Below are 24252 nucleotides of genomic sequence, written 5' to 3' on the forward strand. Positions count from 1 at the left end.
GCCCGATAACAGTTGCGTCATCCGCCGAGCACGCCGCGTCTCAGACCAGCACGCGTTCGAGTTCCACGACCGTCCCGCGCTCGGCTTCGGGGTCGCCGACGAGCGTCCCGAGACAGACCGCCGCCTCGTCGGGGGTGACACAGCAGACCAGCTCGCCGTCCTCGGGTGTCGCGCCGTCTACTGGAGCGGCGGCCGTTCCCAGGACTCCCGGCGCGTACACCGGCGCCCCCTCCGCGACTTCACGCGCCGCACTCGGCGCGATTGTGACGCGGGGCAGCGTCTCCAGGGCGCGCTCGGCGGGGGCGACGACGTCCCGGAGCGGGTCGGTGTCGTCGTCTGCCGCCCAAAGGCCAGCGCGTCGGCCAGGTCCTCCATCGTGACCAGCGAGCGGTCGTCGAAGGTTCCGGTCGCGGTCCGCCGGAGGTCGCCCATGTGCGCGCCCGTCCCCAGCGCCAGTCCGAGGTCGTGACAGAGTTTCCGGACGTACGTGCCGGATTCACAGCGCACCCGCAGCAGGCCACGCTGGCCGTCCAGTTCCAGCAGTTCCAGGTCGTGTATCTCCCGGACGCGTCGCTGCCGGCGGACCGCGCTCTTCCGTGGCGGCTTCTGGTACAGCGGCGCTTCGAACTCGGTGAGGACGGATTCGAGGTCTGCGGGCGCCGGGCCGTGAAGTTCCAGGACCGCGACGTACTCCTTCACGCTGTCGTCGAAGACCCGGGCACAGCGGGCAGCGTCGCCCAGCAGAATCGGCAGGCAGCCGGTGACCTTCGGGTCCAGCGTCCCGCCGTGTGCTACCCGGTCGATTGGCTCGTGGCCCGCCTCTGCCAGTCTGTCCCCGACCATATCGCGGACCCACCCGGCGACCTGGTGGGCCGACGGGCCCGGCGGCTTGTCGAGGTTGACGACGCCAAATTGCAACAGGGCCGCCGGCGAGCGGTCGGCGGGTGGGCCACGCAGTGCCATCAGTCGAAGTCGTAGTCGACCCCGGTGACCGGCGTCTTCCTCGTCGGTTTCGGGGGCGTACTGCTCGGCAGCAAGCGTCACCAGCGCGAGCACGCCCTCCGGGCCCCAGCGGGCCGTGTTCACGACGAGGTCGTAGATGCCCAGGTCGTCGATGTCGATGCCATAGTACTCACGGTAGCGGAGCGCTTCGCTCTCGGCGCGGGCCGTGGTCTCCTCGCGGGCCATCTCGGCGGACTTCTCCTCGCGGTCGGCGATGCGAGCGGCTCGGACCGAAAGCGGCGCGTCCAGCCAGACGCGGAGGTCGGCGTAGTCGCCGGCCATCCACCCGGCGAGTCTGGATTCGAGCACGAGGTCCTCGCGGTCGCGGGCGGTCGAGCGCAGTCGCCGGTCCAGGTCGCGGTCTATCTGGTCGTCCTCCTCGGCGTGCCTGTTGAGTTCCAGCGGTGTCAGGCCCCGTTCGTCTGCAATCTCTCGGAAGATGTCCCCGCCCGAGACGTGGTCGTACCCCAGGTGGGCGGCGAGGTTCGCGGCGAGCGTACTCTTGCCGCTGCCTCCCGGTCCGGAGACGGTAATCAACATACCCTACGTGCGTCGGTCGGGCTAAAAGAGGTTGCGAGTCGTCGCCGTCAGTTCATTCCGGTCTGGACGTTCAGCGCCTTCCGGATGATCTGGTTGAACCCCATCGAGCAGACGAAGTACCAGAGCAGCCATATCTGGATGGGCCCCAGCACTGCCGTCTGCCAGGTGGCGACCTCACCGAAGATTGGGAGTACCATCACCGGTTCGCTGGCCGAGATGCCCACGTCGAGCACCATCCAGTACAGCCAGAGGAACACGGGGATGGTCAGCAGCATGATCCAGACCATCGGGCGGAACTGCGCCTTGAACATGCCCGTGTTCTCCGAGAGCATCTCCATCTGCTCCTCGCGAATCTCCTCCAGGGCCTCGTCGTCGCCGCGCTCCTTGGCGCGCTTGCGCTTCTCCTGGAGTGCCTTGTTCTTCTCCTGATAGCCCTCCATCACGCTCGAATCCATCAGCTTGTCCTGGAGGATGGTCGTGTACGCGCCGGTCAGCATGGCGAGAATCATCACGACCAGGTAGAAGGGGAGATTCGCCTCCAGCGGCCCCATGAAGATGTCGATGACGGAGGCAATCTGGGCGCGAACCGAGGAGATGGAGTAGCCCAGGAACAGGGCGACCACGCCCAGCGCGGCAACTTTGTCGTACGTCGACCAGCTCAGGTCATCGTCGTCGTCGCTGCTCTTGGCCGGGTCCGCCTCGCCGAGGGCGTCCCGCACACCGTCGGGGTCGTCGACGACGAACCCCTCGCCGCCGGCGTCGATGAGCAGCCCCTTCTCGATGAGGCGGCCCCACTGGCCGCTGGTGAGGTCGTCGCTCACGTCGCTCCACGTGACCGTGCCCTTCTCGTCGGCCACGTTGAGGACGGTGGTGAGGGCGTCGGTCATCGCCTCCCCCTCCTCGGCGAGTTCGTCTACTTTCTGTGCTGTCCGCGGCATTAGTATCCTATAGGGCGACGCGCGTTAATCAATCTTTTACTCCTGTGCGTCGATGGCGTCCTCGATGTCCGCCCAGACGTCATCGGGGGCTTGCTCCCCGTCGATCGACACGAATCCGTCGTGGTCGCTGTAGTGGTCGATGACTGGCTGGGTGTTCTCCTCGAAGACGTCCAGGCGGTTCTCGACGGACTCCCGGTTGTCGTCGTCGCGCTGGATGAGTTCGCCGCCGCACTCGTCGCAGACGCCCTCCTCCTCCGGCTGGTCGAACTCGACGTGGAAGTTCGTGCCACACTCCGAGCAGACCCGCCGACCGGTGAGGCGGTCGATGAGTTCCTCGCGGCTCACGTCCAGCGAGAGGACGATATCGAGGTCAGTCATGTCCTCCAGTTCCTCGGCCTGGTCGAGGTTCCGCGGGTAGCCGTCGAGTACGAAGCCGTCCGCCTGTGAGAGTGCCTCCTCGACGATGGCGTTGACGACGGCGTCCGGGACGAGGTCGCCGGCCTCCATGTACTCACGCGGCGTGTCGTACTCCGTGTCCATGTCGGAGATGTCCATGTCCTTGTTGGCACGGAGCGCGTCGCCGGTCGTGATGTGTTCGACGCCGTAGGTGTCGGCGATGCGGCCGCTCTGTGTGCCCTTACCTGCGCCGGGCGGTCCGAGGATGAGTACTCGCGGTGCGCTCATAGTCCGCGTTTCCCCGGCCGGGGTTAAATCATTGTCCAAACCCGAGCGCCCCACGGAGTGGGACTCACTCACTCCATAAGCGGCAGGGCGATGCCGAAGACGAACGGGGAGAGCAACCCGATGAGAATCCCGAGCACCTCGGCGTCGAACAACAGTGCTCGCTCCCAGCCCGGAACCCCTCCGAAGACCGAGTGGACGAGAATCTCCCCGAGCGCGCCGAACGCGAAGAGCCCGACCCCGAGGAGAAAACCCTGCTTCGCGCGCTTGCCGTAGTCCATCGAACTCGTGTGCGCCATATCGACGCCTCCGCCAAGGTGACACGTAAACGTTTCTGACCGGGCGTGGCAGCAACCGGCACCGCCGACCAATCGGGGACAGACGGACCGACCGTAACGCATATTCCGCCGTGTGGGCTGGACTCCCCCATGCGAGAAGTACTGGTGGAGTTCGTCTCCGAAACCGTCGTCTTCGCTCTCGAAATCGTCCTGGCTGGCATCCTGACCACCGTCGGTATCCTCAGTGAGCAGACCGGCGTGGCGAGCGTGACCAGCGGCGAAACGCTGGGACTCTGGTACGTCTACGTCGGTGCCCTCGCCCTGTATGGCGGCCTGTACCTGCTGGGCTACCGGCGCGTGCTTCCCGGACTGCGGGACAGACTCGCCGGCGCCTGACGGACAGACATCCGAAACCCTTAGCCTCCGACCCGCCAACGGTCGGGCAATGGACCACCTGCTCGTGCGTGCTGCCCGCGGAGAGCGGACGGAGCGCCCGCCGGTGTGGCTGATGCGTCAGGCCGGGCGGCACATCCCCGAGTACCGCGAGATTCGCGAGGACTACTCCTTCCTGGAGGCCATCAAGACGCCCGAGGTCGCCGAGGAAATAACTCTGCTGCCCTGGGAGTACTACGAGCCCGACGGCCTCGTCATGTTCTCGGACATCCTGACCGTCCTCGAACCGCTCGGCTTCTCCTACCACATCGAGAGCGGCGTCGGGCCCGTCGTCGAGAACCCCGTCTCCGGCCCCGACGACGTTGACCGTTCCCACGGCGACGTGGCCCGCGAACTGGACTACGTCGGCGAACTGCTCGTTCGCCTGAACAACCGCGTCGGCGACGAGACGGCCATCATCGGCTTCGCTGGCGGCCCGTTCACGCTCGCCTCCTACGCCGTCGCCGGCGGTCCCTCGCGGACGAACATGCCGCTGCGGAAACTCCGCGCGCAGCATCCCGACGCCTTCCGGACGCTGCTGTCTGCGTTCGCCGACGTCGTGAAGGACTACCTGGCGTTCCAGATTGGCAACGGCGCGGACGTGGTGCAACTGTTCGACACCTACGCCGGGACGCTGACGCCCGAGGACTACCGCGAGTTCGTGCTGCCGCTGCACCGGGAGATTCTGTCTGACCTGAACGCGCCGACCATCGTCTTCGTCCGGCGGATGAACGGCCGGCTGGACCTGCTGGCCGACAGCGGCGCGGACGCCGTGGCGCTGGACTGGACCGTGGACATGGCCGAGGCGCGGGAGCAGTTGGGAGAGATGCCGGTGCAGGGGAATCTGGACCCGTCGTATCTGTTCGGCGAGCCGGAGTTCGTTCGGGAGAAGACGCGTGAGGTCATCGAGGCTGCGGGGCCCGAAGGGCACATCCTGAATCTCGGACACGGTGTGAACAAGGACACGCCGGTGGAGTCGGTGCGGGCGTTCGTAGAGACGGCGAAGTCGATAGAGCGCGAGGTCTGAGTCAGGCCCGGCCGCTCGACGCGCCGCTAGTCCTCGGGGTGAGTCTCGCTGGGCGAGTTGACCGGCTCGTCCCCATTCTCCGATTCTGCCGTCACTGACGGCGAGTCGCCGTCTCTCGGTGGACGCGTGCCGGAGCCAGCACTGGGCGGGAGCGTAAATTCACCCGCCGGCCCGCGGGTGGGCGGGCGATACTCGTAGAGGTAGCCGTCGTGAACGACGTAGTACGTCTGTTCCTGCGGGTCCTCGATGACGCGATTGTCGGTGTCGATGGCGAAGTCCACGAGGGCCGCCAGGGAGGTTGTCGTCGCCCGCGGCAGGGCCAGCGCCTCCTCCGGCAACTGGACCCTCGATATCCAGTCGTCGTACTCGCGTTTGTCTTCCTCGTACGTCAGACGGCGCCTTTCTGCCCGGGAGAGTCCCAGCCGGTCAGTGTATCTCACGAAGCCAAGCCCGACGAGGCCGGAGAGCGAGACCAGGAGCAGACCCGGTGCGCCGACGCTCCGTGCCGGTCCGTACTCCTTCTCGACGGTGACCGTTCTGGTGGTCTCCTCGCTGTCCGTCATCGGTCCAGGCTGACCGATGCGGTAGGTGCTACCCCCGAGGTCTATCGGCAGGGTGTGCGGCGTCGTTCTGTCGACCGGCTCGGCGTTGACCGTCCCTTGGAGGGTAGTCCGTGCGCGGACCCGCACCTGGGATTGCCCGGGTGGGTCCCCGAGTTGCTCCTCGATAGCTGCCAGCCGCTGTCCGGTCCGGTTCACGTCCACCGAGAACGGAACGGTGAGCGTGTCGCCTGGCCCGAGCGACTTGCTTACGGTTCCCCGGAGCGTTCGCGTCGTCTCCCAGACGACTCTGTCGCCCACCTCGCCGTCCTCGACACCGCGATACACGAGGTCGAGCGCGACCGTCGCGTTCAGCTGACCGCTCTCGCTCGCCTGGTAGGTGAACGAGTATGACCCGTTCAGCGAGGGCGTGATACTGGAGAAGTAGACCTGCCGGTCGGCGAGTGTCGTCCCGACGGGGTAGACCGAGTTGTTCTCGGTAACCGTCGCCGAGTGATTGAACCACGCTCTCGTCTCCGACGACGGCCCCGGCCGCTGTTCGGTCGTGGTCGCTGGCGCAGCGTAGGTAGTGTAGGTGAGCCAGCCACCGAGGAGAGCGAGGAGAACGAGAGCACCCACGATAATCGAGATGGAATTATCGATGACGTGCCGAGTGCGTAACTTCCAGTCAGCCATTGTAGCCGACAAGACACGTATGAGCGTTTGTTATGCACCGTCTGAACAGGGATAATAACCGCCTACCGACGAATACCTGCGAGGTGGTCTATCGACGGCTGGTCTCCACAGGGAGAACGGACCCGTGTTCGCGGCCCGACCCACGGACTCACTCGCGGCCCCTGAGCGCTCGCTTGAGCGACGCGAGCCGCGAGAGTCCCCGGTCGCGAGTCCGCTCACGTATCCGGCCGGAGCCGAGCAGTTTGCGCCCGGCGACGTAGAACGGGACCCCGAGCAGGAGGTCGATGGCGACGATGGGGAGCCACGGGTGGACCTGGTAGAGCGAGCGGATTACCGAGACCGGAAGCACCGCGAAGTAGCGGCGCTCGACGATGTACCTGCTGTATCCCCCGGTCTCTGGCGGCGCGGTGAACGTCGCCGTCACGTTCGCCTCGCCCCGCGCCGGGACGTACACCTCCCTGGGGTGGACGTCCGCCATATCGCCAGGTTCGTAGAAGACGACCACCGGGAGGAACCCGCCGTTGGTAACGCCGAGCGTGTTGTTCTTCGACTCGCCCGCCGGGACGACGTCCTGACGCTCGTCCTCGTAGGCCGCGCTGACGATGCCGTACTCGTTGGTCCCGGACGGTCCGACCATACCCATCGTCGCGGAGAAAACGAGAAAGACCGCGAGCGCGCCGACCACGAGTCTGGTGTTCAGCCCCGTCTCGCGCTCGGTCGTCCGGTCGTACTGTCGCTGTCCGCGTTCTCGCAGGACGTCGACGGCGTAGTACAGCACCAGCCCGAGTATCAGCAGGGCTGGCAGGCCCTGCGGCCCGGCGAAAATCCCGAGCCCCGTGAACGCGGCCAGCCAGTACCGGACGTCTTCGAGCCCCCCGGAGAGGCCGGTCACGACGTCCCCGAGGTGGGGAATCACGAGAACCTCGCCGTTGACTTTCAACGCTTCGGCTACGATCTGTTCGTCCGCTACGGGTGGCTCCGTACCGGCCTGGTCGGTGAACGGGTTATTGTCGCCGCCGGTCACGTATCCCTGGTTGGTCCGTCCCACCACGCGATGCGTCGTCAGCCCGCCGCCGTGGAGTTCCTGTGCTTGGAAGACGACGACGTCACCCTGTTCGACCGGACCAGCGACGGCGCTGGGGACGGCGACGAACCCGTCGCCGGGGTCCAGCGTCGGCTGCATGCTTTCCGTCTCGACGTAGCTCAGGAGAATCGGCTGGCCCAGCAGGCTCCCGAGCACCAGGGCGAGGGCTGCGAGCACGAGCGTAGCCGTGACCAGCGTCGCGAGGAGTCGTCTGATTCCCATAGCGTGTCTTGGCGAAAACTCCAGTCGTTCTCGTATTGTAAGTCACTTCATTATCGAAAAGCTGGTCAAAAAACGGGCTTGGCTGACCTACTGCGAGGTCGCCTGGTTTATTCGTGGTCCGCTGCCTTCGCCTGGACGTACGCCTTCTTGAGGATGGGCTCCTTGTCCTTCCAGTCGTCGACGTTCAGACCGCGGGTGTTGATGCAGACGCCCACAGCGCAGTAGTCTCCGGGCGAGAGCTTCAGGTAATCACCACCGCTGAGCCACTCCACACCGATCTTCTTTTTTCCGCCGGACGGTTTGGGGATGTGAATGTAGTCGTCATCACAGTCCCTCTTCTTATTGTCGTTCCCATTGTAAATCGACGTACAGAACCAGCGGACACGCTGTTTTCCGTCGTAGTGCGTGCCTCCGTTGTCCTTGCAGTACTGGCTGTACTTGTTCTTGATCCAGTACTTGTGCTTACCGTCGTTTTTCGTCAGGTTCGCTCCAAGCTTGAACAGCTTCTTGAAGTACCACTTGCTGTCCGAGTTCAGCCGCGGGATGTCAACCACAAGGTGACCGCCGTCGTAGTAGGTGTACTCGGCACTGTGGGGCCAGCTCGTCACCTTCTTCAACTTCGTGAAGGCATCCGCGTCACCTTTAGACGCTATGTAGAACTTGCGCTTCGAGCTCTGTCCCGAGAACGCGCCGGTCCCCATGGCAGTACCGGCACCGGCTGCGAGCGATCCGAGTCCGACAACGAATTTGCGTCGTTTCATTGTTTGTTGTCTCCGTTGGTGCGCACCCGTGTGGGCGACAGTCCGTCTCGGCGGTGACCGCTCCCCCTCGTCCAGGCACGCATTCCAGCAATGGGGATGTACCCACTTTGGAATGAACTGCCAGAAAATATCGGATAGAGGCTTTGCAACGGCCACATACGACCTCTGGTGAATCCGCATGCACCCCCTGTGGCGCGCACAGTCACCGTTTGTGCAACCGTAGTCTCCCTAACACTTCGGCGGCCGAGAGAACGGTCGTTCACCGGGATGTGATTGTTTGGTTACAGTACCACAGCGGCGTGTTTAGAAACAGTATAACCACGGACGAGAGCGGTTCCTCCGAATCGGGCGGCGCGTGGAGATGTTCCCTCTCGGAGACAATCAATGACCGATTGCTCCCCCCGAGGGGACTGTATACTAAAATGGTATTCTGACAACAACTCTGGTAGAATGGGGTTCGCAGAGGAACGGATGCGAAAACGGGAGGGGGTACGGCATGAGTAGCGCGAGCGCGGGCACACAGTCGTCACGGACGACCGGAAACGACTTTTCCAGGGACACCACGCTGGAGGTGCTCAGCAATCAGCGACGCCGCTTCGTCGTGCACATGCTCAAGCAGAACGGGAGCGGTCGTGTCACGGTGTCCGAACTCACGGATACCGTCGCGAGCTGGGAGAACGGCAAGCCAGTCGACGCGCTCTCTCACAAGGAGCGAAAGCGCGTCCGAAACGCCCTGCGGCAGTTCCACCTGCCGAAGATGGACGAGTGCGGCTTCATCGAGTACGACGCTCAGCGGGGTACGGTGCGACTCACCGACGCGGCATCGAACGCCAACTTCTACGTCGACTCGCTGACTGGAGCCAGCATCCCCTGGGGCGTGTACTATCTCGGGCTCTCGGCGCTGAGTGTTGTCTGTCTCGTCGGCCTCTGGGCGGGTGTGTACCCGCTCTCGGTCGTCCCACCGACGATGTACGGCGTCTTCCTCAGCACGACGCTGACCGTCTCCTCGGTCGCACACTTCTACGACAACTACTATCGAATGCGCCTCGGGGCGCGTGACAGGCCGCCGGAGGTGGGCGAGTGATGGTGACCAGCAGACAGGTCGTTCTGATCGCTATCCTCGTCCTGACGGTAACGCTCGTCAGCGGAACCAGCGGCGTGACGTCGATGACGGCGGACAGGGACCTGGAACTGGCCACCACCGGCGACCTCTCTGCGTATCTCACCTTCGAACAGTCCGCCTCGGGGACGGCAAACGGGACGACGAACCTCACGGTGGCGCTGACCAACCAGTTCCCTTCCGGCACGACACTGACGGGCCTGGAGGTCACCGTCGACGGCCAGACGACCGACATGACGGCAGACGAGACGTTCGACGCGGAGGAGACGGGGACCGCCAGGTTCGAATCCGTCGAGTGTGGTTCCACGATTACCGTGGTGGCGTCGACTGACGGACTGGCAACGACGCTCACTCGCACCGTCGATTGTCCCGATTGAGGCGGGTAGCCCCTCTCGGTTCCTCGGTATTTGCCGGCTGAGAGACGGAGAAGTGGGTCTGTGACTTGCGACCCGCTCAGGCCCCGGCCGCCAGCTCCTCGGCCAGTTCGCGCGCTTCCCGGACGCGGCTGGGAATCCCCATCCGCGCGGTGTAGTTCGTCGCGAGGTGGACGCCCGGCGGCGCCTCGAAGGCCTCCAGCGCGTACCACGACCGGTCGTACGCCGGGAACCACTTCTCGCGGGTGGCGACGTTCAGGACCTCCGCGGGCGAACCCATGACCTGTTCGAACTCCTCGGCGGCGATAGCACCGATTTCCTCGTCCGGCCGGTCGACGATGTCGGGTTCGTGCATCCCGCCGAGGAAGACGGTGTAGAGGTTCTCGCGGTCGAACATGCTGTCGTTCCACGACGCGCCGAGCGTGTGGATGTCCTCGCCGTAGGCGACCTGGTAGCCGAAGCCCTCCTGCTCGCAGTCGGCGTCGAGGTGGACCATCGCCAGCGGATTGTAGGTGAGGTTGGCGAGGCCCTCGGTCCCCGTTGCGACGCCGTCGAGGATGTCGGCGGTGACTCCCGCCGGCGTCGTCACGACGACGTGGTCGAACGTCTCCGCACCGCTGTCGGTCTCGACGACGTACTGACCGCCGCCGTCCGTCGCTGCGGCCGGTTGCCGGTCCGTCCCCGCGTCGCCTGCAGCCGGTCGAACGTCCGTGACCGCTGTCCCGAGTTCGATGCGGTCGGCGTACGCCTCCGCGAGCCCATTGGGTAACTGCTGGTTGCCGGCCTCGAAGGAGATAGGCGGGGACTGCTGGCCCTGGCCGACGCGCTTGAGGAACGCCCGGAGGAAACTGCCCGTCTCCTGTTCGCGTTTCAGCAGCCCGTCCAGCGCGAAGGTCGCCGGCATCTCGGCCGGGTCCGAGCCGTAGATGCCGCCGTACAGCGGCCCGATGAACCGCTCGTAGGCCTGGCGGCCGAACTTCCGGGTGAACAGTTCCGCGGCGGACTCCTCGCGCATCCCGTCGCGGGTCAGCGGTTCCGCGAGCAGGCGCAGTTTCCCGCGCCAGGAGAGCAGGTCGGTCCGGAGGAACGCCTCGCGGTCTAGCGGGGCCTCCCGGAGTCGGCCGTCCGCGTAGACGAACAGGTGCTCCTCCCCGGCTTCGACGACGGCGTCGGAGAGACCAACAGCTTCCACGAGGTCCTCGACGCCGGGCGTCAGTCGGAGCCGCTGCGGCCCGACCTCGACCGTGCGGCCGTCGATTGTCTCCGAGCGGATGACGCCGCCGGGCTGGTTGTCGGCCTCGTACGTGACCGAGTCGATACCCCGCTCGGCGAGGTGGTGCGTGAGCGCGAGCCCCGTGATGCCCGCGCCGACGACGGCGACGCGCATGTCAGTCGTCCGTCTCGGCTGGCGCTTCCTCGCCCTCTACGTGGGACGTGGTCTGTGGCGCGTTCAGGCACATCGTCCCCGGCTCGTCGCGGCACTGGCACTGCCGGAACTGGTAGTACTCGGGGTCGAAATCGGCCAGGAACGGCTCGACGAGGTCCGCGAACACTTCGGGGATGCGCTCGTCGTCGTGGGGGATGGGCACGCGGTAGAAGTCCAGTCCCACCTCCTCGGCCTCCTCGCGGAGTTCGACGTCGAGTTCCGACAGCGTCTCGCTTTGCTCGTGGAGGAAACTGACGGGTTCGACGACCACGCGTTCGGCGTCGATGTCCTCGATGAGGTCCTCCACGTCGGGTTCGGTCCAGGGGATGTCGCGGTTCTCGTGGTTCTGGAAGCCGATGTGGTAGTCGTCGACGCCGAGCAGCGAGGCGACGACCGAGCAGTACTCCTCGACGTAGATGTCGTAGCGGCTCCCCTCCTCCAGGTAGTGCTTGGGGGTGCCGTGGGCGGAGAAGACCAGCGCGGTGTCCTCGTCGTGGAGGTCGACGCCCTCGTCGTCGGCGAAGTCGGCGATGTTCTCCGCGCGGACGCGGTTGTACTTGGGGTGTTTGTGCCACCCGGTGATGGCCTGGAAGGGGACGTCGAAGCCCATCTCCTCCATCTCGTCTTCGAGTTCGTCCAGCGAGATGACGTTCGTCGAGGGGCCACACAGCGGGAAGATCGGCAGGCCGATGACGCGGTCCACGTCGTCCGCCATCGCGTCCGCGGCGGCGTCCCCGATGAACGGCTCGATGTACTGCATCCCGAGGTAGGTCAGGACGTCGAAGTCGCGGTTCTGGAGCGTGGTCTCCAGGGCGTCGGCCTGGGCCTTGGCCTGCTCGTTGAGCGGCGACCCGCCGATGTTCTCGTACTCCTCCAGCAGTCCGGGGGCGCGGCGCTCGGCGAGTTTCCGCGAGCGCTTCCGGGCGGCCTCCCTGGAGTCGTACTCTTCGAGGTCGGCGTTGGCCATGAAGATGCGTTCGAGGTAGTCGACGACTGGCTCTCGCTCGGGTACGGACGGCTCGCCGAAGTTCAGTAGAACGACCCCTGTGGTCATGACTGAACCTTGGACGGAACGGAAGAAAACCTGTCGTTTCCCGCGGCTCAGGACCGCCAGTAGGCCCCGGTCAGCAACACGAAGACCGGGATGACCTCCAACCGGCCGACCCACATCAGGAACACCATGAACAGTTTCGACGTGTCGGGGAACGCGAGGTAGTTGTTCATCGGCCCGACGATGCCGACGCCCGGTCCGACGTTGCCGAGCGTCGCCGCGACGGCGGACATCCCCTCGAAGGCCGTCACCGACTCGGGAATCCGCGTCGCGTCCAGCAGGACCAGCCCCGAGGCGACGAAAAAGAGCACGACGTACAGCAGCGTGAACGCGTAGATGCCCCGGAGCGCACGCTCGTCGAGTGGCTTCCCGGCCAGGCGCACCGGCGAGACGGCGTCCGGGTGGACCGTCGTGAACAGTTCCCGCTTGAGCGACTTCAGGATGACCAGCGTCCGGACCATCTTGATGGCACCGCCGGTCGACCCCGCCGACCCGCCGATGAACATCCCGAACACCAGCAGGAACTGCGCGACCGGGCTCCAGGTGTTGAAGTCCATGCTCGCGTAGCCGGTGGTCGTGACGATGGAGACGACCTGAAAGGTGCTGTGGCGCAGCGCATCCTCGAACTCACCGGCAATCGGGGGCACCTCGACGGGGAGTTCGGCGAGGCCGACGCCGACACCCCCGTAGAGCAATCCGGCACCCAGCGCCGCGAAGACGGCGAGCGTCCCGGCGTAGAAGCGGAACTCGCTGTCCCGGAAAACCGAGCGCACGTCCCCGTTGAGCGCTTTCCAGAACAGCGCGAAGTTGGTCCCCGCGGCGACCATGAAGGGGATGATGACCCACTGGACGACGGACGAGAACGCCTCGATGCTGCGGGCCTCCGGCGAGAACCCGCCGGTCGGCATCGTCGTCAGCGGGTGTGCGATGGCGTTGTAAAGTCCCATGTTCGGGGCCAGTCCGGCGTGGTGCAGGCCGTACAGCAGCAGAAATTGGAGGACAGTGAACCCGAGGTAGATGAGCCACAGGACCCGCGCCGTCTCCGCGATGCGGGGCGTGAGCTTCTCGATGCCGGGCCCCGGAGCCTCCGCGTCCATCAACTGCGCGCCCCCGACCGACAGCTCCGGCAGGATGGCGACGGCGAGGACGACGATACCCATGCCGCCGAGCCACTGGGTCAACTGCCGCCAGAGCATGAGCGCGTGGGAGTGGTGGTCGAACCCGATGGAGCCCATGACCGTCGCGCCAGTCGTCGTGAACCCGCTCATGCTCTCGAAGAGAGCGTTGACCGGGTCCGCGAGCGTCGATTCGGTCCCCATGCCCGCGATGACGTAGGGGAGCATCCCGACGAGAGCCACCGCGAGCCACGTCAGCGCCACCATCAGAAAGCCCTCGCGGGCCCCGATGTCCGGGTCGGGGTCGAGGCGTTCCAGCCCCACCCCGGCGACCAGCGTCAGCGCCATGACCGGCAGGAAGGCGAGGACGCCGTTGTCGTAGACGATGGCCACCGCTGCCGGGAGAGCGAGCGGCAGGGAGAGGTACTTGAGTACGGACCCGACGAGACTCACGCTGGCTCGCCAGTCGACGCGGAGGTTCATCGGGGGCTCTCAGAGCACCGCCGTCGCCTCCTCGACGACATCCGCGTCGACGAAGAGAACGGCGGTATCGCCGGGTTCGACGACTGTGCCACCGCGCGGGATGACGAAGTCGCCGTTGCGCGTTATCGCGCCGATGACGACGCCGTCGGGGAGGTCGACGACCGACTCCTGGATGGGCTTGCCGGCCAGCACGCTGTCCTCGTCGACCTCTATCTCGATGACCTCCGCGCGGTCGTTCTCGATGAGCGCGACGTTCTCTGCGCGGCGCTCGCGGGTGAACCGGGTAATCTCCTCTGCGGTCGCCTCCCGCGGGTTGATTGCCACGTCGACGCCGACGGCCTCGAAGAGGTCGACGTACTCCATCTCGCCGACGATGGCGACGGCGCGTTCGGCACCCAGGCGCTTGGCCAGCAGCGAGGCGAGCAGGTTGCGCTCGTTGCGGTTCAGCGCCGAGACGACGGTGTCGACCTCGGAGATGTGCTCGCGCTCCAGGAAGTCCCGGTCGGTCCCGTCGCTCTCCAGGACCGTCGTGTTCGGCAGCAACTCGGCGAGTTCGCGCGCCCGGTCGTGGTCGCGCTCGACGAGGCGCGGGGTCAGCCCCTGCTCGCCGAGCAGTTTTGCGATCTGGTAGCCGATGTCCGTCCCGCCGACGATGAGGATGTCGTCCACCGTGCCGGCGTGGGGTGACACTTCGGCCGCCAGGGCCTGGACGCTCGATTCGGAGCCGATGACGACCACCTCGTCGCCGGCCTCGATTCGCGTCTGGCCGCTCGGAATCACGACGTCGTCCGGGCGGAGGATGGCCGCGAAGGTCAGCGACTCGAAGCGGTCCGCCTCCTGGACGGTCTGGCCGGCGACCGGGCTGTCCGGCGGAATCTCGAACTCGGCCATCTGCACGCGCCCGCCGGCGAAGGTGTCGACGTCGCGGGCCGACGGCAGGCCGATGACGCGGACGACGGACCGGGCGGCCAGCAGCGTCGTGCCGACCATGAAGTCCACGCCGAGTGCGCCCTCGGCCTGCTGCCAGGTGTCCAGAAACTTCGTGTCCCTGACGCGGGCGATGGTGAACGGGTCACCGAGCGTCTTCGCGGTCCCGCAGGTGATGATGTTCGTCTCGTCGTCGTCGGTGCTGGCGATGAGGATGTCCGCCTCCGCCACGTCCGTCTCCGCCAGCGTGGACAGCGTGACCCCGTCGCCCTCGATAGCGAGGACGTCGATGTTGTAGGTCACGGACTCGACCCGCTCGGGGTCGTTGTCCACGACGACGACCTCGTGTGTGTCACAGAGGCTCTTCGCGATGGAGGAGCCGACTTCGCCAGCGCCGACGATTACGATTCGCATCGTCGGCCCCCCGGATGTTCCATGGCGGGAGCATTCTGGCCCCCGCCCTAAGTCGGTTTCTATTCGGCGAATACCGGCGCCACGTCACGCGTTCCCACGACGTGACAATTAAGGTTCGTCCGAACATCCGGACTCGCATGCACGCAGCAATCGCCCAGGCTCTCCACGGACGGGAGAACGCAGAACGAACACTGCAGTACCACCACGACCATGGCTGACATCTTCGAACGGGTGCTCCTGCCCGTCGCCACCGTCGAGGACGCCGTCGCCACCTGCCGGGCGGCCCGCCAGTACCTGACCGGCAGCGTCGTCGCCGTCCACGTCATCGAGAAGGCCGGCGGCGCGCCCGACAAGGCCAGCGTCGAGCAACGCGAGGAGCGCGCCGAGGAGATATTCGCGGCCGTCCACGACGCGCTCGACGACGACCGGGACGTCGAGACGGACCTGCGGTACGGTACAGACGTCTCGGAGACCATCTTCGCGGCGGCGAGCGACCACGACGCGACCGCCATCATCATCACGCCGCGGGGCGGGAGCCGATGGGTCCGGCTGTTGACCGGCGACGTCGCGCTGGACCTCGTGACCGAGACGGATAGACCGGTCGTCGTCCTGCCGGACGTCCCCGAAGAACCGGAGACGGACGGCGATGCGGCGACCGAGGAGACGGCTGAGGACGGAGGTGACGCGGCGTGAGCGGTGACGACACCGAACTGGCGAAGGACCTCGGCCCGCTGGCGGCGCTGACCATCGGCGTCGGGACGATGATCGGTGCGGGTATCTTCGTCCTCCCGGGCGAGGCCATCCTCCGGGCCGGCTCGCTGGCGTCGGTCGCGTTCGTCCTCGGCGGCGTCATCGCGATTTTCACCGCGCTGTCGGCCAGCGAACTCGGGACGGCGATGCCTCGCTCCGGCGGCGCGTACTACTACGTAAACCACGCGCTCGGACCGATGTTCGGCTCCGTTGCGGGGTGGGCGAACTGGCTGGGGCTGGCCTTCGCCAGCGCGTTCTACATGGTCGGCTTCGGCCGCTACATCTCGCGCATCTTCGGCGTCAGCGGCGGCGTCGGAATCGGTCCCCTCTCCATCTCTGTCGTCACGCTGGCGGCACTCGTCGGCGGCGCGTTCTTCGTGCTCATCAACTACGTCGGGGCGAAGGAGACGGGCCGCCTGCAGAACATCATCGTCATCGTGCTGGTGGGGATTCTGTTCGTCTTCACGCTGCTCGGGACGCTGCGGGCCGACCCCGCGAACCTCCCGCGGGCGAGCACGGTCAGCGAGACGCTGGGGACGACCGGCTTCATCTTCGTCTCCTACCTGGGTTTCGTCCAGATTACGAGCGTCGCCGAGGAGATAAAGGACCCCGGCAAGAACCTCCCGCGGGCCGTCATCGGCAGCGTCGTCCTCGTGACCGTCATCTACGCGCTGGTGCTCATCGTGATGAGCGCCGCCGTCCCCCAGGGCTTCATCGCCGGACTCGTCGAGAACGTCGCCCCCGGCGAGACGCAGCCGATTGCCGTCGTCGAGGTCGGCGAACGCCTCCAGGGCGCGCTGATGGGCGGTGCGTTGCTGTTCGGTGGGCTCCTCGCGACGGCCTCCAGCGCGAACGCCTCGATTCTCGCCTCCTCGCGCATCAACTTCGCGATGGGTCGTGACCGTATCATCACCCCGTCGCTGAACGAGATTCACCCCCGCTTCGGGACGCCGTACCGCGCCATCGGCATCACCGGCGGGCTCATCCTCGTCTTCATCCTGCTCGGGGACATCAACCTGCTCTCTGGCGCAGCGTCGGGCCTGCACCTCATCATCTACGGCCTGCTCAACATCGCGCTCATCGCGATGCGCTACGTCAATCCCGAGGAGTACCAGCCGGACTTCACCGTGCCGCTGTACCCGCTGTTGCCGATTCTCGGGACGGTGTTCTCCTTCGCGCTCCTGGCCTACGTCGAACCCGACGCCCGGCTGCTCTCCTTCGGCATCGCTGCCGCCGCCATCCTCTGGTACGTCGCCTACGCCCGCAGTCGGACGGAGAAGCAGGGCATCCTCGGGGAGTACATCCTCTCTCGCTCCGACGAGATGCCGGATGCAGCTGTGTCGGCCGCCACGAGCGTCCAGCCGGACGGCGGCGACTACCGCGTGATGGTGCCGCTGGCGAATCCGAGAAGCGAGCGGGACCTCATCGAACTCGCCAGCGCAATCGCCAAACAGCGCAACGGAACGGTCGTCGCGACCCACATCATCACGGTCCCGGACCAGATGGCGCTGGAGGGGGCCGCAGAGCGGGCCGACCAAATCGACCGGACCTCTGCGGACCTCATCGCATCCGCGCGCGCCGACGCGGAGGAGTTCGACGTGCCCATCGAGACCCACACCATCCTCTCCCACCGCGGGTTCGAGGAGATATTCGACGCGGCGACGACCCACGACGCCGACCTCGTGGTGATGGGCTGGGGGCCGGACTCCCACGGCTCGCCCGGCCGCGCGGAGTCGGCGTTCGACGAAGTGGCCGGCAACATCCCCTGTGACTTCCTGGTGCTGAAAGACCGCGGGTTCGACCCCGCGGAGGTGCTCGTCCCGACCGCCGGCGGTCCGGACTCGGACCTCAGCGCCACCGTCGCGCGGTTCCTCCAGGCGGAGTACGACAGCCACGTGACGCTGTTGAACGTCGCCACCGACGGCGAGGACCAGGCCCGGGCGTTCATGGATGAGTGGGCCGAGGAACACGGTCTCGAAGACGCGGACATCCGCATCGAGACCGGGGACGTCGAGAACGCCATCGAGCGGGCCGCCGAGGACGCGTCGATGGTCATCATCGGTGCGACCGAGCAGGGCCTGCTCTCGCGGCTCGTCCGCGGGTCGCTGGTGCTGGACGTGGTCGACGAGGTGGAGTGTTCGGTGCTGCTGGCAGAGAAGCACCGCAAGCGGTCGCTGTGGCAGCGGCTGTTCGGTTCGGAGTGACGGGGACGTCCCCGCGTCTGCCGCCTGTCTGACGGTGAATTATGGTCGCGGGCGGTGACGCTTCGACCAAGAGCGTATGGCCGAGACAGAACACATCACGGTCGCCGAGGTCAGCGAGGGGCGCGGCGGGAACGGAACGCCAGGGGAGGCGGTCCAGCTCCCGGTCGTCGAACTGCTGACCGGGCGCGGCTTCGTGACCGGCAAGAGCGGGTCCGGCAAGTCCAACTCGGCGAGCGTCATCGCCGAGAAACTGCTGGACAACGGCTTCGGCATCCTCATCGTCGACATCGACGGCGAGTACTACGGGCTCAAGGAGGAGTACGAAATCCTCCACGCCGGGGCCGACGAGGAGTGCGACATCCAGATTACGGCCGACCACGCCGAGAAGATGGCCTCGCTCGCCCTGGAGCAGAACGTCCCCATCATCCTCGATGTCTCCTCCTTCCTCGACGAAGCAGAGGCCGAGGAAGTCCTGACCGAGGTCTCGCGGCACCTCTTCGCCAAGGCGAAGAAGCAGAAACAGCCGTTCCTGATGCTCGTCGAGGAGGTCCACGAGTACATCCCCGAGGGCGGGGCCGTCGGCGAGTGCGGGAAGATGCTCATCAAGATCGGCAAGCGCGGGCGCAAGCACGGGTTGGGCATCGTCGGCATCAGCCAGCGGCCGGCCGACGTGAAGAAGGACTTCATCACGCAGTGTGACTGGCTGGTCTGGCACCGCCTGACCTGGAACAACGACACGAAGGTCGTCCGGCGGATTCTCGACGGCGAGTACGCGACGGCAGTCGAAGACCTGGACGACGGCGAGGGCTTCTTGATGACCGACTGGGGCGAGGACGTCCGGCGCGTGCAGTTCCAGCGCAAGCAGACCTTCGACGCGGGCGCGACCCCCGGACTGGACGACTTCGAGCGGCCTGAACTGAAGTCGGTCAGCGACAACCTCGTCTCGGAACTCCAGGAGATAAGCGAGGAACAGCAGGCCCGCGACGACCGCATCGCCGAACTCCGGGACGAACTGGACAACAAGAACTCCCGCATCGCGGAACTGGAGGCGGAACTGCAGGACGCCCGCGACATGAGCCGGATGGCCGACCAGTTCGTGGACGCGCTGGTCCGCCACGTCGACGGCCCGAATCCCGGCAAGACCGAACAGGAGCGCATGCGCGAGCGCCGCCAGCGGGTCGCCGACGCCGGGGAGGAAGTGTCGAGCACCGATGGAGACGGCGCGCAAGCAACGGATACCGCCGACGCGGACGAGAGCGACGACCCGGCGGCCGGTGAGGCGACCGACGGGCCGTTCGGGGACGACGCCGGCGAGGCGTTCGCAGCAGCGATGGACGCCGCAGTGACGGAGACCGACGGCGAAGACGAGGACGACGGGACTGAAGCGGACGCCGGTGGCAGTTCGGGCGGCTTCAGCGCGAGCGAGGTGCTGGAGCGACTGAGCGCCGTCGAGAACGGGCCGAGCCCGGGGACGCGCGCCACGACCGACGGCGGCGCGGCGACGGAACCGGAGTCCAGCGGCCACGGCGCGGACGAACTCGTCGAGGCACGCGACGAACTCGGCGGTCCCGTCGAGGACGACGACGAGGACGGCATCATCGACGGTGACAACAGCGCACCGCCGGAGTTCCGCAACGGCATCACCGGCGACGGCGGCGCCAGCGAGTACGACATCATCGACGGCGAGGACGAGGACCCGTTCGGCGACGACGAACCGCTCGCGGTGCGCGAACTGAAAGCCGACATCGCCGGCATGGAGACGAAGACGCGCAAGATGCTGGCGTTCTACCGCGAGTTCGGCCCGGGGACGCCGCTGAACGCCCACTTCGCCGCGGGCGGCGACGGCGACCGGACGCAGGCCTACGCCCGCAACCGCACGCTTCGGACGCGCGGACTCATCGAACACGTCGGGCGCGGCCGCTACGACTACTGCCTGCGTGACCTGCTCGCCGACGAGTTCGACGGCCACGTCGACGAGGGGAAGATAGCGGACTTTGCGGACAACATCGAGTCCCGGGCACTCGACGGGGCCGACGTCGAGGACGCGGACGCCGAGTGAGCGCGGGACAAGGCCCTTACGACACCCGGACGCACCCACAGACCGATGAGCCGGTGGCACGGCCGTTCCCTGGAGCGTCGGACGCTCGCGCGGGTCGTTCTCGGTGCCGGGACGCTGTTCGGACTCGGCTACCTCGGCTACACGCTGGTCGCGAACCCCCCCGCCATCGGCATCAACTTCGACGTCTACCGGGCGGCCGCCGCGGACCTGTGGGCGGGCGAGCGCGTCTACGGTCACTCGCCGATAGGTAACTCCGACTTCACCTACCGCTACCCGCCGGTACTGCTCGTGTGGTTCTCCGCGTACCTGCTGGTGCCACCGGTCGCCGGCTATCTCGTCCACGTCCTCGGTACGCTCGCCGCCGGAGCGGCGCTCGGGTACCTGCTCGTCGGCGAGACGGAACGGCTGGGGGCCACGCTGGCGACGGCCGACCGGGCCCTCGTCGTCGGCTTCGCCACCGTCGGGTCCTACGTCGCGCCCTCGCTGCTCTACGGGAACGTCAACCACCACGTCGGACTGGCCGTGGCTGGCGGGCTCGTCCTGCTCTCGTCCTCCCGAAAGGCGCTCGCGGGTGCGACGCTTGCTCTCGCCGCGCTCCCGAAGGTGTTTCCGGCCGGCGTGGGCGCGTGGCTCCTCTGGCGGCGGGAGTGGTTGGCTACCGCGGCGGCCCTCGCGACGGGCCTCGGCGCGCTCGCGGCCGGTGCGGTCCTGTTCGGTCCGGCACGGACCTGGCGGTATTTCACGACAGAGTTGCTTCCCCGGGCCGGGAGCGGGGCCTTCGCCGGGGGCCTGCCCGCGACGAGCGAACTGGTGTCCCTCCGGCGGCCGCTCTCCGTGCTCGTCCCGGGAGCGGGCGAGACGGCATTGGCCGTCGCTGCCCTGGCCGTCGTAGCACCGGTAGTCCTGTACGTGTACAGTGGCGCGTCCGGGGAAACCGGCCGACTCGTCGCTGTCTTCGTGACCCTGGCCTGTCTGCTCGTCGTCTTGCCCTCCTACTCGCTGTACTGGGCGGTGCTGCTGTACCCGCTCGTTCCGCTGCTGTACGTCCTCGACTCGCCGGCGGGGGACCTGTTCGCGGCCGGCGCGCTCGTCACGACGCTGACGCTCAAACTCCCCGACGTCGCCGTCCTAGTGCGGTCGCTGCCGCTCCCGGAGGAGACGGCTGGCGTCCTGCTCGCGGGTGCCGAGGCTGTCTACACCGTCGGGACCCCGGTGCTGTGGGGGACCGCGGCGATGGTCGCAGCCTGCGTCTGGTGGACCGCGACCGAGTGACTGTGCCGAAGACCGGCGCAGCGTGGCGGACTCGATGCTCGACCGGCTTTTTGGTCGGGTGGCGTGAAACCGGTAGTATGGCTGTGGTGCTCCAGTTCGGCGACCTGCTCTCGGACGCGCTCGGCCGGTACAGCGCAGTGGTATCCGAGATAGTCCGGTTTCTCGGCGTGACCGTGGCCGTGTACCTGGTCGGGCGGGCGCTGGTCGTTCCGGTCGTCCTGCGCGTCGTCCGCTCGCGCAACGAGAACAACCCCACGCTGTTGACCGCCACGGAGACGTACCTCCAGGTGTTGCTCGTCGGCATCGCCGTCCTCTCCGGCCTCGTCGGTGCCGGCTACGGGACGGTGCTGGTGAACACGGACTCGGCAATCCTGCTGGCTGCGCTGACCTTCGCCTTCGGCGTCGCCGGACAGGAGGTCTTCGGCTCGCTCATCAGCGGGTTCTTCCTGGTCGCGGACCCGGACTTCAACGTCGGCGACTGGGTCTCCTGGCCCGGCGGCGAGGGTACCGTCGAGGCCGTCGACTTCCGTGTGACGCGCATCCGGACGGTGAACAACGAGACGATAACCGTCCCGAACACGGAACTGACGAACAACACGCTTCGGCGGCCGTTCGGCCGGGAGAACTACCGCATCACGGAACGGGCTTTCGTCGCCTACGGGGAGGACACCGAACGGGCGCTGCTCGAACTCCAGCAACTCGCCGCGAACGACGAGAGCGTCCTCGAAGAGCCGCCGCCGGCCTCGCGCATCGTGGAACTCGGCCCCGACAACGTCACGGTGCAGGCCGAGTTCTGGGTCGGGGAGCCCGCCCGCGAGAACGTCGCCGACATCCGCTCGGACTTCCGCCGGCGCGTCAAACGCCGCTTCGACGAGGAGGGCCTGACGCTCGGGCCGCCCGCGGGTCGGGAACTCTCTGGGTCGGTGACCGTCAGGGACGACGGCCACCGGGACTAAACAGGGTGGAACGGACAGGTCCTACAGCGGTTCGACCAGGTCAGCGAGCGCGGCCTGGGGGTCGTCCGCCTTCGCGACGCCGCTGGCGAGGAGGACGCCGTCGGCTCCGAGGTCGGCCGCCGCCACCACGTCCTCGCCCGTCGAGATGCCCGCGCCACAGTAGACGTCGACGCTGGGGTCGACAGACTCCGCGGCCTCGACGGCGTCTCGGACGATGTCGGGGTCGGCCTTGCTGACGGGCGTCCCGGTGCCGATGAGTTCCGGCGGTTCCACGGCGACTGCGTCGGGGCCCAGTGCTGCCGCCGCCGCAATCTGGTCGGGGTTGTTTGCACAGACCACCGTGTCGAAGTCGACGCGGTCCGCGGCGTCGAGGCTGGCGTCGATGTCCGCGAGTTTCAGGCGGTTCTCGGAGTGGTTCAGGAGCGTGCCGGTCGCGCCGGCGTCGCTGGCGGCCTCCGCGAGCGTGCTGCCGGTGTGGCTGCCGTGGGCGTTCGGGCTGACGTGCTGTGCCCACGTCTCGACGCCGGTGTCGGCGACGCGGTCGATGTGCGCCGCCTGCGGTGCGATTGCGACCGACGCGTCCGACGTCTCGGCGACGGCAGCGGCGGCCTCTGCCACTGCGACCGGGTCACAGGGGTACGCCTTCAGATTGACGAGTACGAACATACTGGACCCCCGGGCGGCCGCGGCAAATAGATTGCGTGTCGGTGTCGTGGCCTCCCAGCGGCACGGCTGCACCGGACCGACCCTCGCTGCTGTGCCGAATCGTTAATATACGGGCTCGAAAAAGGTAATAAAGAGACCAGTGACACCGAGGGGAGCGACGGTTCTGATAGTCGAGGACGAGCGCGAGTTGGCGGACCTCTACGCCGACTATCTGCGCGACAGCTACGACGTCGACGTGGCCTACAGCGGCGAGGAGGCCATCGAGATGGTCACGGACGCCTACGACGTGGTCCTGCTCGACCGCCGGATGCCCGTCGTCTCCGGAAACGAGGTCCTGGCGGCCATCGAGGAGCGCGACATCGACTGCCGGGTGGCGATGGTGACGGCGGTCAACCCCGACTTCGACATCATCGACCTGGGCATCGACGACTACCTCGTCAAACCGGTGACGCGCCAGGAGGTCCGCGACACGGTCGACCGACTGCTCACAATCCAGGAGTACAACGAGCGGGTGCAGGAACTCACCGCGAAGAAGCTCAAGCGCAACGTCCTAGAGGTCGAACAGCCGGCAGGTAACCTTCAAAACAGCGAGGAGTTCGCCCGACTCACCGACGAAATCGAGGTCCTCGAACGCGAGGTCGAGCACATCGCGGCGGACCTCGACGCCGAGGACCTCGACCGCTCCCTCTAATCCTTCCGTTCGACGACGTCGCCGAGCGTGTACTCGCCCGTCGAGGAGCCGCCTTCCCACTCCGTCTCGTCGGCGCTGCCGCCGGCCGAGAGGTCGATACCGAGTTTCTTCTCCAGTTTCCGCTGGACGTCGTCGCTCGGGAGCGTGTCGCCGTGTTCCAGCTTGCGGATGAGACTCGCCTTGAGGTTGAGGTCCTTCGCGAGGTCCTCCTGACTCAGGTTCGCCGACTCCCGTGCGTTCCGAATCCGGTCGTCGTAGTCCTGCGCGAGTTCCTCCATGTCGTCGAACATGTCGCTGCGCCGGCCCCCACCGGACGAACTCGACCCCGAAGACGACGAACTCGAACTGGACGAACTCGTCCCGCTGGAACTGCTCGTCGAGTACTTCGTGGACGTGCTGGAGGTGTCCTGGGTCTTCACCTCCGTCCCGAAGTCGGTACAGTCGCTACACACGTCGAGTTCCGCGCCCTCGATCTTCACGCGGTTCGGGTCGGAGACCTCTTTCCCGCACATCTCACACTGAACCATACCACCGGATTGGCCGG

Annotated in this window: 22 protein-coding genes and 2 pseudogenes; 10 read left to right on the top strand and 14 right to left on the bottom strand. The window is 66.8% G+C overall.

All coding sequences use genetic code 11. From position 1 onward, the window contains the following. Positions 1–40: 40 nt before the first annotated feature. From WDJ57_RS20160 to WDJ57_RS20180, 5 genes and pseudogenes are all read right to left on the bottom strand, one after another. Positions 41–963, bottom strand: a pseudogene (locus WDJ57_RS20160) (RNA-guided pseudouridylation complex pseudouridine synthase subunit Cbf5). A 135-nt stretch (positions 964–1098) separates the two neighbouring features. Next, a pseudogene (gene cmk, locus WDJ57_RS20165) lies at positions 1099–1542 on the bottom strand ((d)CMP kinase); the annotation flags it as partial. 47 nt (positions 1543–1589) lie between these two features. Beyond that, entirely contained in the window at positions 1590–2480 is an 891-nt protein-coding gene (locus WDJ57_RS20170; RefSeq protein ID WP_338902821.1) for a DUF106 domain-containing protein, read from the bottom strand. A gap of 36 nt (positions 2481–2516) precedes the next feature. Continuing rightward, entirely contained in the window at positions 2517–3164 is a 648-nt protein-coding gene (locus WDJ57_RS20175; RefSeq protein WP_338902822.1) for an adenylate kinase, read from the bottom strand. A gap of 68 nt (positions 3165–3232) precedes the next feature. After that, complete coding sequence (locus WDJ57_RS20180; protein ID WP_338902823.1) at positions 3233–3460, bottom strand: hypothetical protein; 228 nt, start codon at positions 3458–3460, stop codon at positions 3233–3235. A gap of 129 nt (positions 3461–3589) precedes the next feature. On the opposite strand from WDJ57_RS20180, the gene WDJ57_RS20185 reads away from it, so the two are divergent. After that, complete coding sequence (locus WDJ57_RS20185) at positions 3590–3835, top strand: hypothetical protein (RefSeq protein ID WP_338902824.1); 246 nt, start codon at positions 3590–3592, stop codon at positions 3833–3835. A 49-nt stretch (positions 3836–3884) separates the two neighbouring features. After that, on the top strand, positions 3885–4898 hold the full coding sequence (gene hemE, locus WDJ57_RS20190; RefSeq protein WP_338902825.1) for a uroporphyrinogen decarboxylase: 1014 nt from the start codon (positions 3885–3887) through the stop codon (positions 4896–4898). 26 nt (positions 4899–4924) lie between these two features. Here the strand turns inward: hemE and WDJ57_RS20195 are convergent, their stop codons facing one another. From WDJ57_RS20195 to WDJ57_RS20205, 3 genes are all read right to left on the bottom strand, one after another. Then, entirely contained in the window at positions 4925–6133 is a 1209-nt protein-coding gene (locus WDJ57_RS20195) for a DUF5305 domain-containing protein (protein ID WP_338902826.1), read from the bottom strand. A gap of 148 nt (positions 6134–6281) precedes the next feature. After that, complete coding sequence (locus tag WDJ57_RS20200; protein ID WP_338902827.1) at positions 6282–7439, bottom strand: signal peptidase I; 1158 nt, start codon at positions 7437–7439, stop codon at positions 6282–6284. Positions 7440–7546: 107 nt separating this feature from the next. Continuing rightward, positions 7547–8200, bottom strand: coding sequence for a hypothetical protein (locus tag WDJ57_RS20205; RefSeq protein WP_338902828.1), 654 nt, complete (start codon positions 8198–8200; stop codon positions 7547–7549). Positions 8201–8696: 496 nt separating this feature from the next. On the opposite strand from WDJ57_RS20205, the gene WDJ57_RS20210 reads away from it, so the two are divergent. Continuing rightward, positions 8697–9284: a DUF7344 domain-containing protein gene (locus WDJ57_RS20210; protein ID WP_338902829.1), complete on the top strand. Its 588-nt coding sequence runs from the start codon at positions 8697–8699 to the stop codon at positions 9282–9284. Continuing rightward, the gene (locus WDJ57_RS20215; RefSeq protein ID WP_338902831.1) at positions 9284–9697 is read left to right on the top strand and encodes a hypothetical protein; all 414 of its coding nucleotides are present in this window, start codon (positions 9284–9286) and stop codon (positions 9695–9697) included. Before WDJ57_RS20210 ends, WDJ57_RS20215 begins: the two co-directional genes overlap by 1 nt. 76 nt (positions 9698–9773) lie before the next feature. On the opposite strand, the gene hemG is transcribed toward WDJ57_RS20215, so the two are convergent. The 4 genes from hemG to trkA are packed head-to-tail and all read right to left on the bottom strand — an operon-like array spanning position 9774 to position 15110. Beyond that, positions 9774–11081: a protoporphyrinogen oxidase gene (gene hemG / locus WDJ57_RS20220; RefSeq protein ID WP_338902832.1), complete on the bottom strand. Its 1308-nt coding sequence runs from the start codon at positions 11079–11081 to the stop codon at positions 9774–9776. Between the two features lies 1 nt (position 11082). Next, the gene (gene hemH, locus WDJ57_RS20225; RefSeq protein ID WP_338902833.1) at positions 11083–12174 is read right to left on the bottom strand and encodes a ferrochelatase; all 1092 of its coding nucleotides are present in this window, start codon (positions 12172–12174) and stop codon (positions 11083–11085) included. A gap of 47 nt (positions 12175–12221) precedes the next feature. Further along, entirely contained in the window at positions 12222–13769 is a 1548-nt protein-coding gene (locus tag WDJ57_RS20230; protein WP_338902835.1) for a TrkH family potassium uptake protein, read from the bottom strand. 9 nt (positions 13770–13778) lie between these two features. After that, positions 13779–15110 (bottom strand): Trk system potassium transporter TrkA, encoded by a 1332-nt coding sequence (trkA, locus tag WDJ57_RS20235; RefSeq protein WP_338902836.1) that lies wholly within the window; start codon positions 15108–15110, stop codon positions 13779–13781. A 210-nt stretch (positions 15111–15320) separates the two neighbouring features. Between trkA and WDJ57_RS20240 the strand changes: the two genes are divergently transcribed. The 5 genes from WDJ57_RS20240 to WDJ57_RS20260 all read left to right on the top strand — a co-directional run bounded on the left by WDJ57_RS20240 (position 15321) and on the right by WDJ57_RS20260 (position 22351). Further along, a complete protein-coding gene (locus tag WDJ57_RS20240) occupies positions 15321–15803 on the top strand; it encodes a universal stress protein (RefSeq protein WP_338902837.1) in 483 nt (160 codons plus the stop codon). Then, entirely contained in the window at positions 15800–18064 is a 2265-nt protein-coding gene (locus WDJ57_RS20245; protein WP_380630229.1) for an amino acid permease, read from the top strand. The genes WDJ57_RS20240 and WDJ57_RS20245 overlap by 4 nt, the downstream gene beginning before the upstream one ends. 76 nt (positions 18065–18140) lie before the next feature. Further along, entirely contained in the window at positions 18141–20123 is a 1983-nt protein-coding gene (locus WDJ57_RS20250) for a helicase HerA domain-containing protein (RefSeq protein WP_338902838.1), read from the top strand. Positions 20124–20168: 45 nt separating this feature from the next. After that, positions 20169–21395, top strand: coding sequence for a glycosyltransferase family 87 protein (locus tag WDJ57_RS20255; protein WP_338902839.1), 1227 nt, complete (start codon positions 20169–20171; stop codon positions 21393–21395). A gap of 77 nt (positions 21396–21472) precedes the next feature. Further along, positions 21473–22351: a mechanosensitive ion channel family protein gene (locus WDJ57_RS20260; protein ID WP_338902840.1), complete on the top strand. Its 879-nt coding sequence runs from the start codon at positions 21473–21475 to the stop codon at positions 22349–22351. A gap of 21 nt (positions 22352–22372) precedes the next feature. Here the strand turns inward: WDJ57_RS20260 and tpiA are convergent, their stop codons facing one another. After that, positions 22373–23017 carry a triose-phosphate isomerase gene (tpiA, locus tag WDJ57_RS20265; protein WP_338902842.1) on the bottom strand — a complete coding sequence of 215 codons (645 nt, stop codon included), beginning with the start codon at positions 23015–23017 and terminating at the stop codon, positions 22373–22375. 139 nt (positions 23018–23156) lie between these two features. Between tpiA and WDJ57_RS20270 the strand changes: the two genes are divergently transcribed. Beyond that, positions 23157–23708, top strand: a complete 552-nt coding sequence (locus WDJ57_RS20270; protein ID WP_338902843.1) for a response regulator — start codon at positions 23157–23159, stop codon at positions 23706–23708. Here WDJ57_RS20270 and WDJ57_RS20275 read toward each other — a convergent pair. Beyond that, the gene (locus WDJ57_RS20275) at positions 23705–24235 is read right to left on the bottom strand and encodes a multiprotein bridging factor aMBF1 (RefSeq protein WP_338902844.1); all 531 of its coding nucleotides are present in this window, start codon (positions 24233–24235) and stop codon (positions 23705–23707) included. The genes WDJ57_RS20270 and WDJ57_RS20275 overlap by 4 nt on opposite strands. Positions 24236–24252 lie beyond the last annotated feature (17 nt).

Source organism: Salinibaculum sp. SYNS191 (genome assembly GCF_037338445.1).
GTDB lineage: Archaea > Halobacteriota > Halobacteria > Halobacteriales > Haloarculaceae > Salinibaculum > Salinibaculum marinum.

Bases quoted from the DNA above. Each gene is read 5' to 3' on its own strand.
- WDJ57_RS20170 (WP_338902821.1), bottom strand. From the start codon at position 2,480: ATGCCGCGGACAGCACAGAAAGTAGACGAACTCGCCGAGGAGGGGGAG.
- WDJ57_RS20175 (WP_338902822.1), bottom strand. From the start codon at position 3,164: ATGAGCGCACCGCGAGTACTCATCCTCGGACCGCCCGGCGCAGGTAAG.
- WDJ57_RS20180 (WP_338902823.1), bottom strand. From the start codon at position 3,460: ATGGCGCACACGAGTTCGATGGACTACGGCAAGCGCGCGAAGCAGGGT.
- WDJ57_RS20185 (WP_338902824.1), top strand. From the start codon at position 3,590: ATGCGAGAAGTACTGGTGGAGTTCGTCTCCGAAACCGTCGTCTTCGCT.
- hemE (WP_338902825.1), top strand. From the start codon at position 3,885: ATGGACCACCTGCTCGTGCGTGCTGCCCGCGGAGAGCGGACGGAGCGC.
- WDJ57_RS20195 (WP_338902826.1), bottom strand. From the start codon at position 6,133: ATGGCTGACTGGAAGTTACGCACTCGGCACGTCATCGATAATTCCATC.
- WDJ57_RS20200 (WP_338902827.1), bottom strand. From the start codon at position 7,439: ATGGGAATCAGACGACTCCTCGCGACGCTGGTCACGGCTACGCTCGTG.
- WDJ57_RS20205 (WP_338902828.1), bottom strand. From the start codon at position 8,200: ATGAAACGACGCAAATTCGTTGTCGGACTCGGATCGCTCGCAGCCGGT.
- WDJ57_RS20210 (WP_338902829.1), top strand. From the start codon at position 8,697: ATGAGTAGCGCGAGCGCGGGCACACAGTCGTCACGGACGACCGGAAAC.
- WDJ57_RS20215 (WP_338902831.1), top strand. From the start codon at position 9,284: ATGGTGACCAGCAGACAGGTCGTTCTGATCGCTATCCTCGTCCTGACG.
- hemG (WP_338902832.1), bottom strand. From the start codon at position 11,081: ATGCGCGTCGCCGTCGTCGGCGCGGGCATCACGGGGCTCGCGCTCACG.
- hemH (WP_338902833.1), bottom strand. From the start codon at position 12,174: ATGACCACAGGGGTCGTTCTACTGAACTTCGGCGAGCCGTCCGTACCC.
- WDJ57_RS20230 (WP_338902835.1), bottom strand. From the start codon at position 13,769: ATGAACCTCCGCGTCGACTGGCGAGCCAGCGTGAGTCTCGTCGGGTCC.
- trkA (WP_338902836.1), bottom strand. From the start codon at position 15,110: ATGCGAATCGTAATCGTCGGCGCTGGCGAAGTCGGCTCCTCCATCGCG.
- WDJ57_RS20240 (WP_338902837.1), top strand. From the start codon at position 15,321: ATGGCTGACATCTTCGAACGGGTGCTCCTGCCCGTCGCCACCGTCGAG.
- WDJ57_RS20250 (WP_338902838.1), top strand. From the start codon at position 18,141: ATGGCCGAGACAGAACACATCACGGTCGCCGAGGTCAGCGAGGGGCGC.
- WDJ57_RS20255 (WP_338902839.1), top strand. From the start codon at position 20,169: ATGAGCCGGTGGCACGGCCGTTCCCTGGAGCGTCGGACGCTCGCGCGG.
- WDJ57_RS20260 (WP_338902840.1), top strand. From the start codon at position 21,473: ATGGCTGTGGTGCTCCAGTTCGGCGACCTGCTCTCGGACGCGCTCGGC.
- tpiA (WP_338902842.1), bottom strand. From the start codon at position 23,017: ATGTTCGTACTCGTCAATCTGAAGGCGTACCCCTGTGACCCGGTCGCA.
- WDJ57_RS20275 (WP_338902844.1), bottom strand. From the start codon at position 24,235: ATGGTTCAGTGTGAGATGTGCGGGAAAGAGGTCTCCGACCCGAACCGC.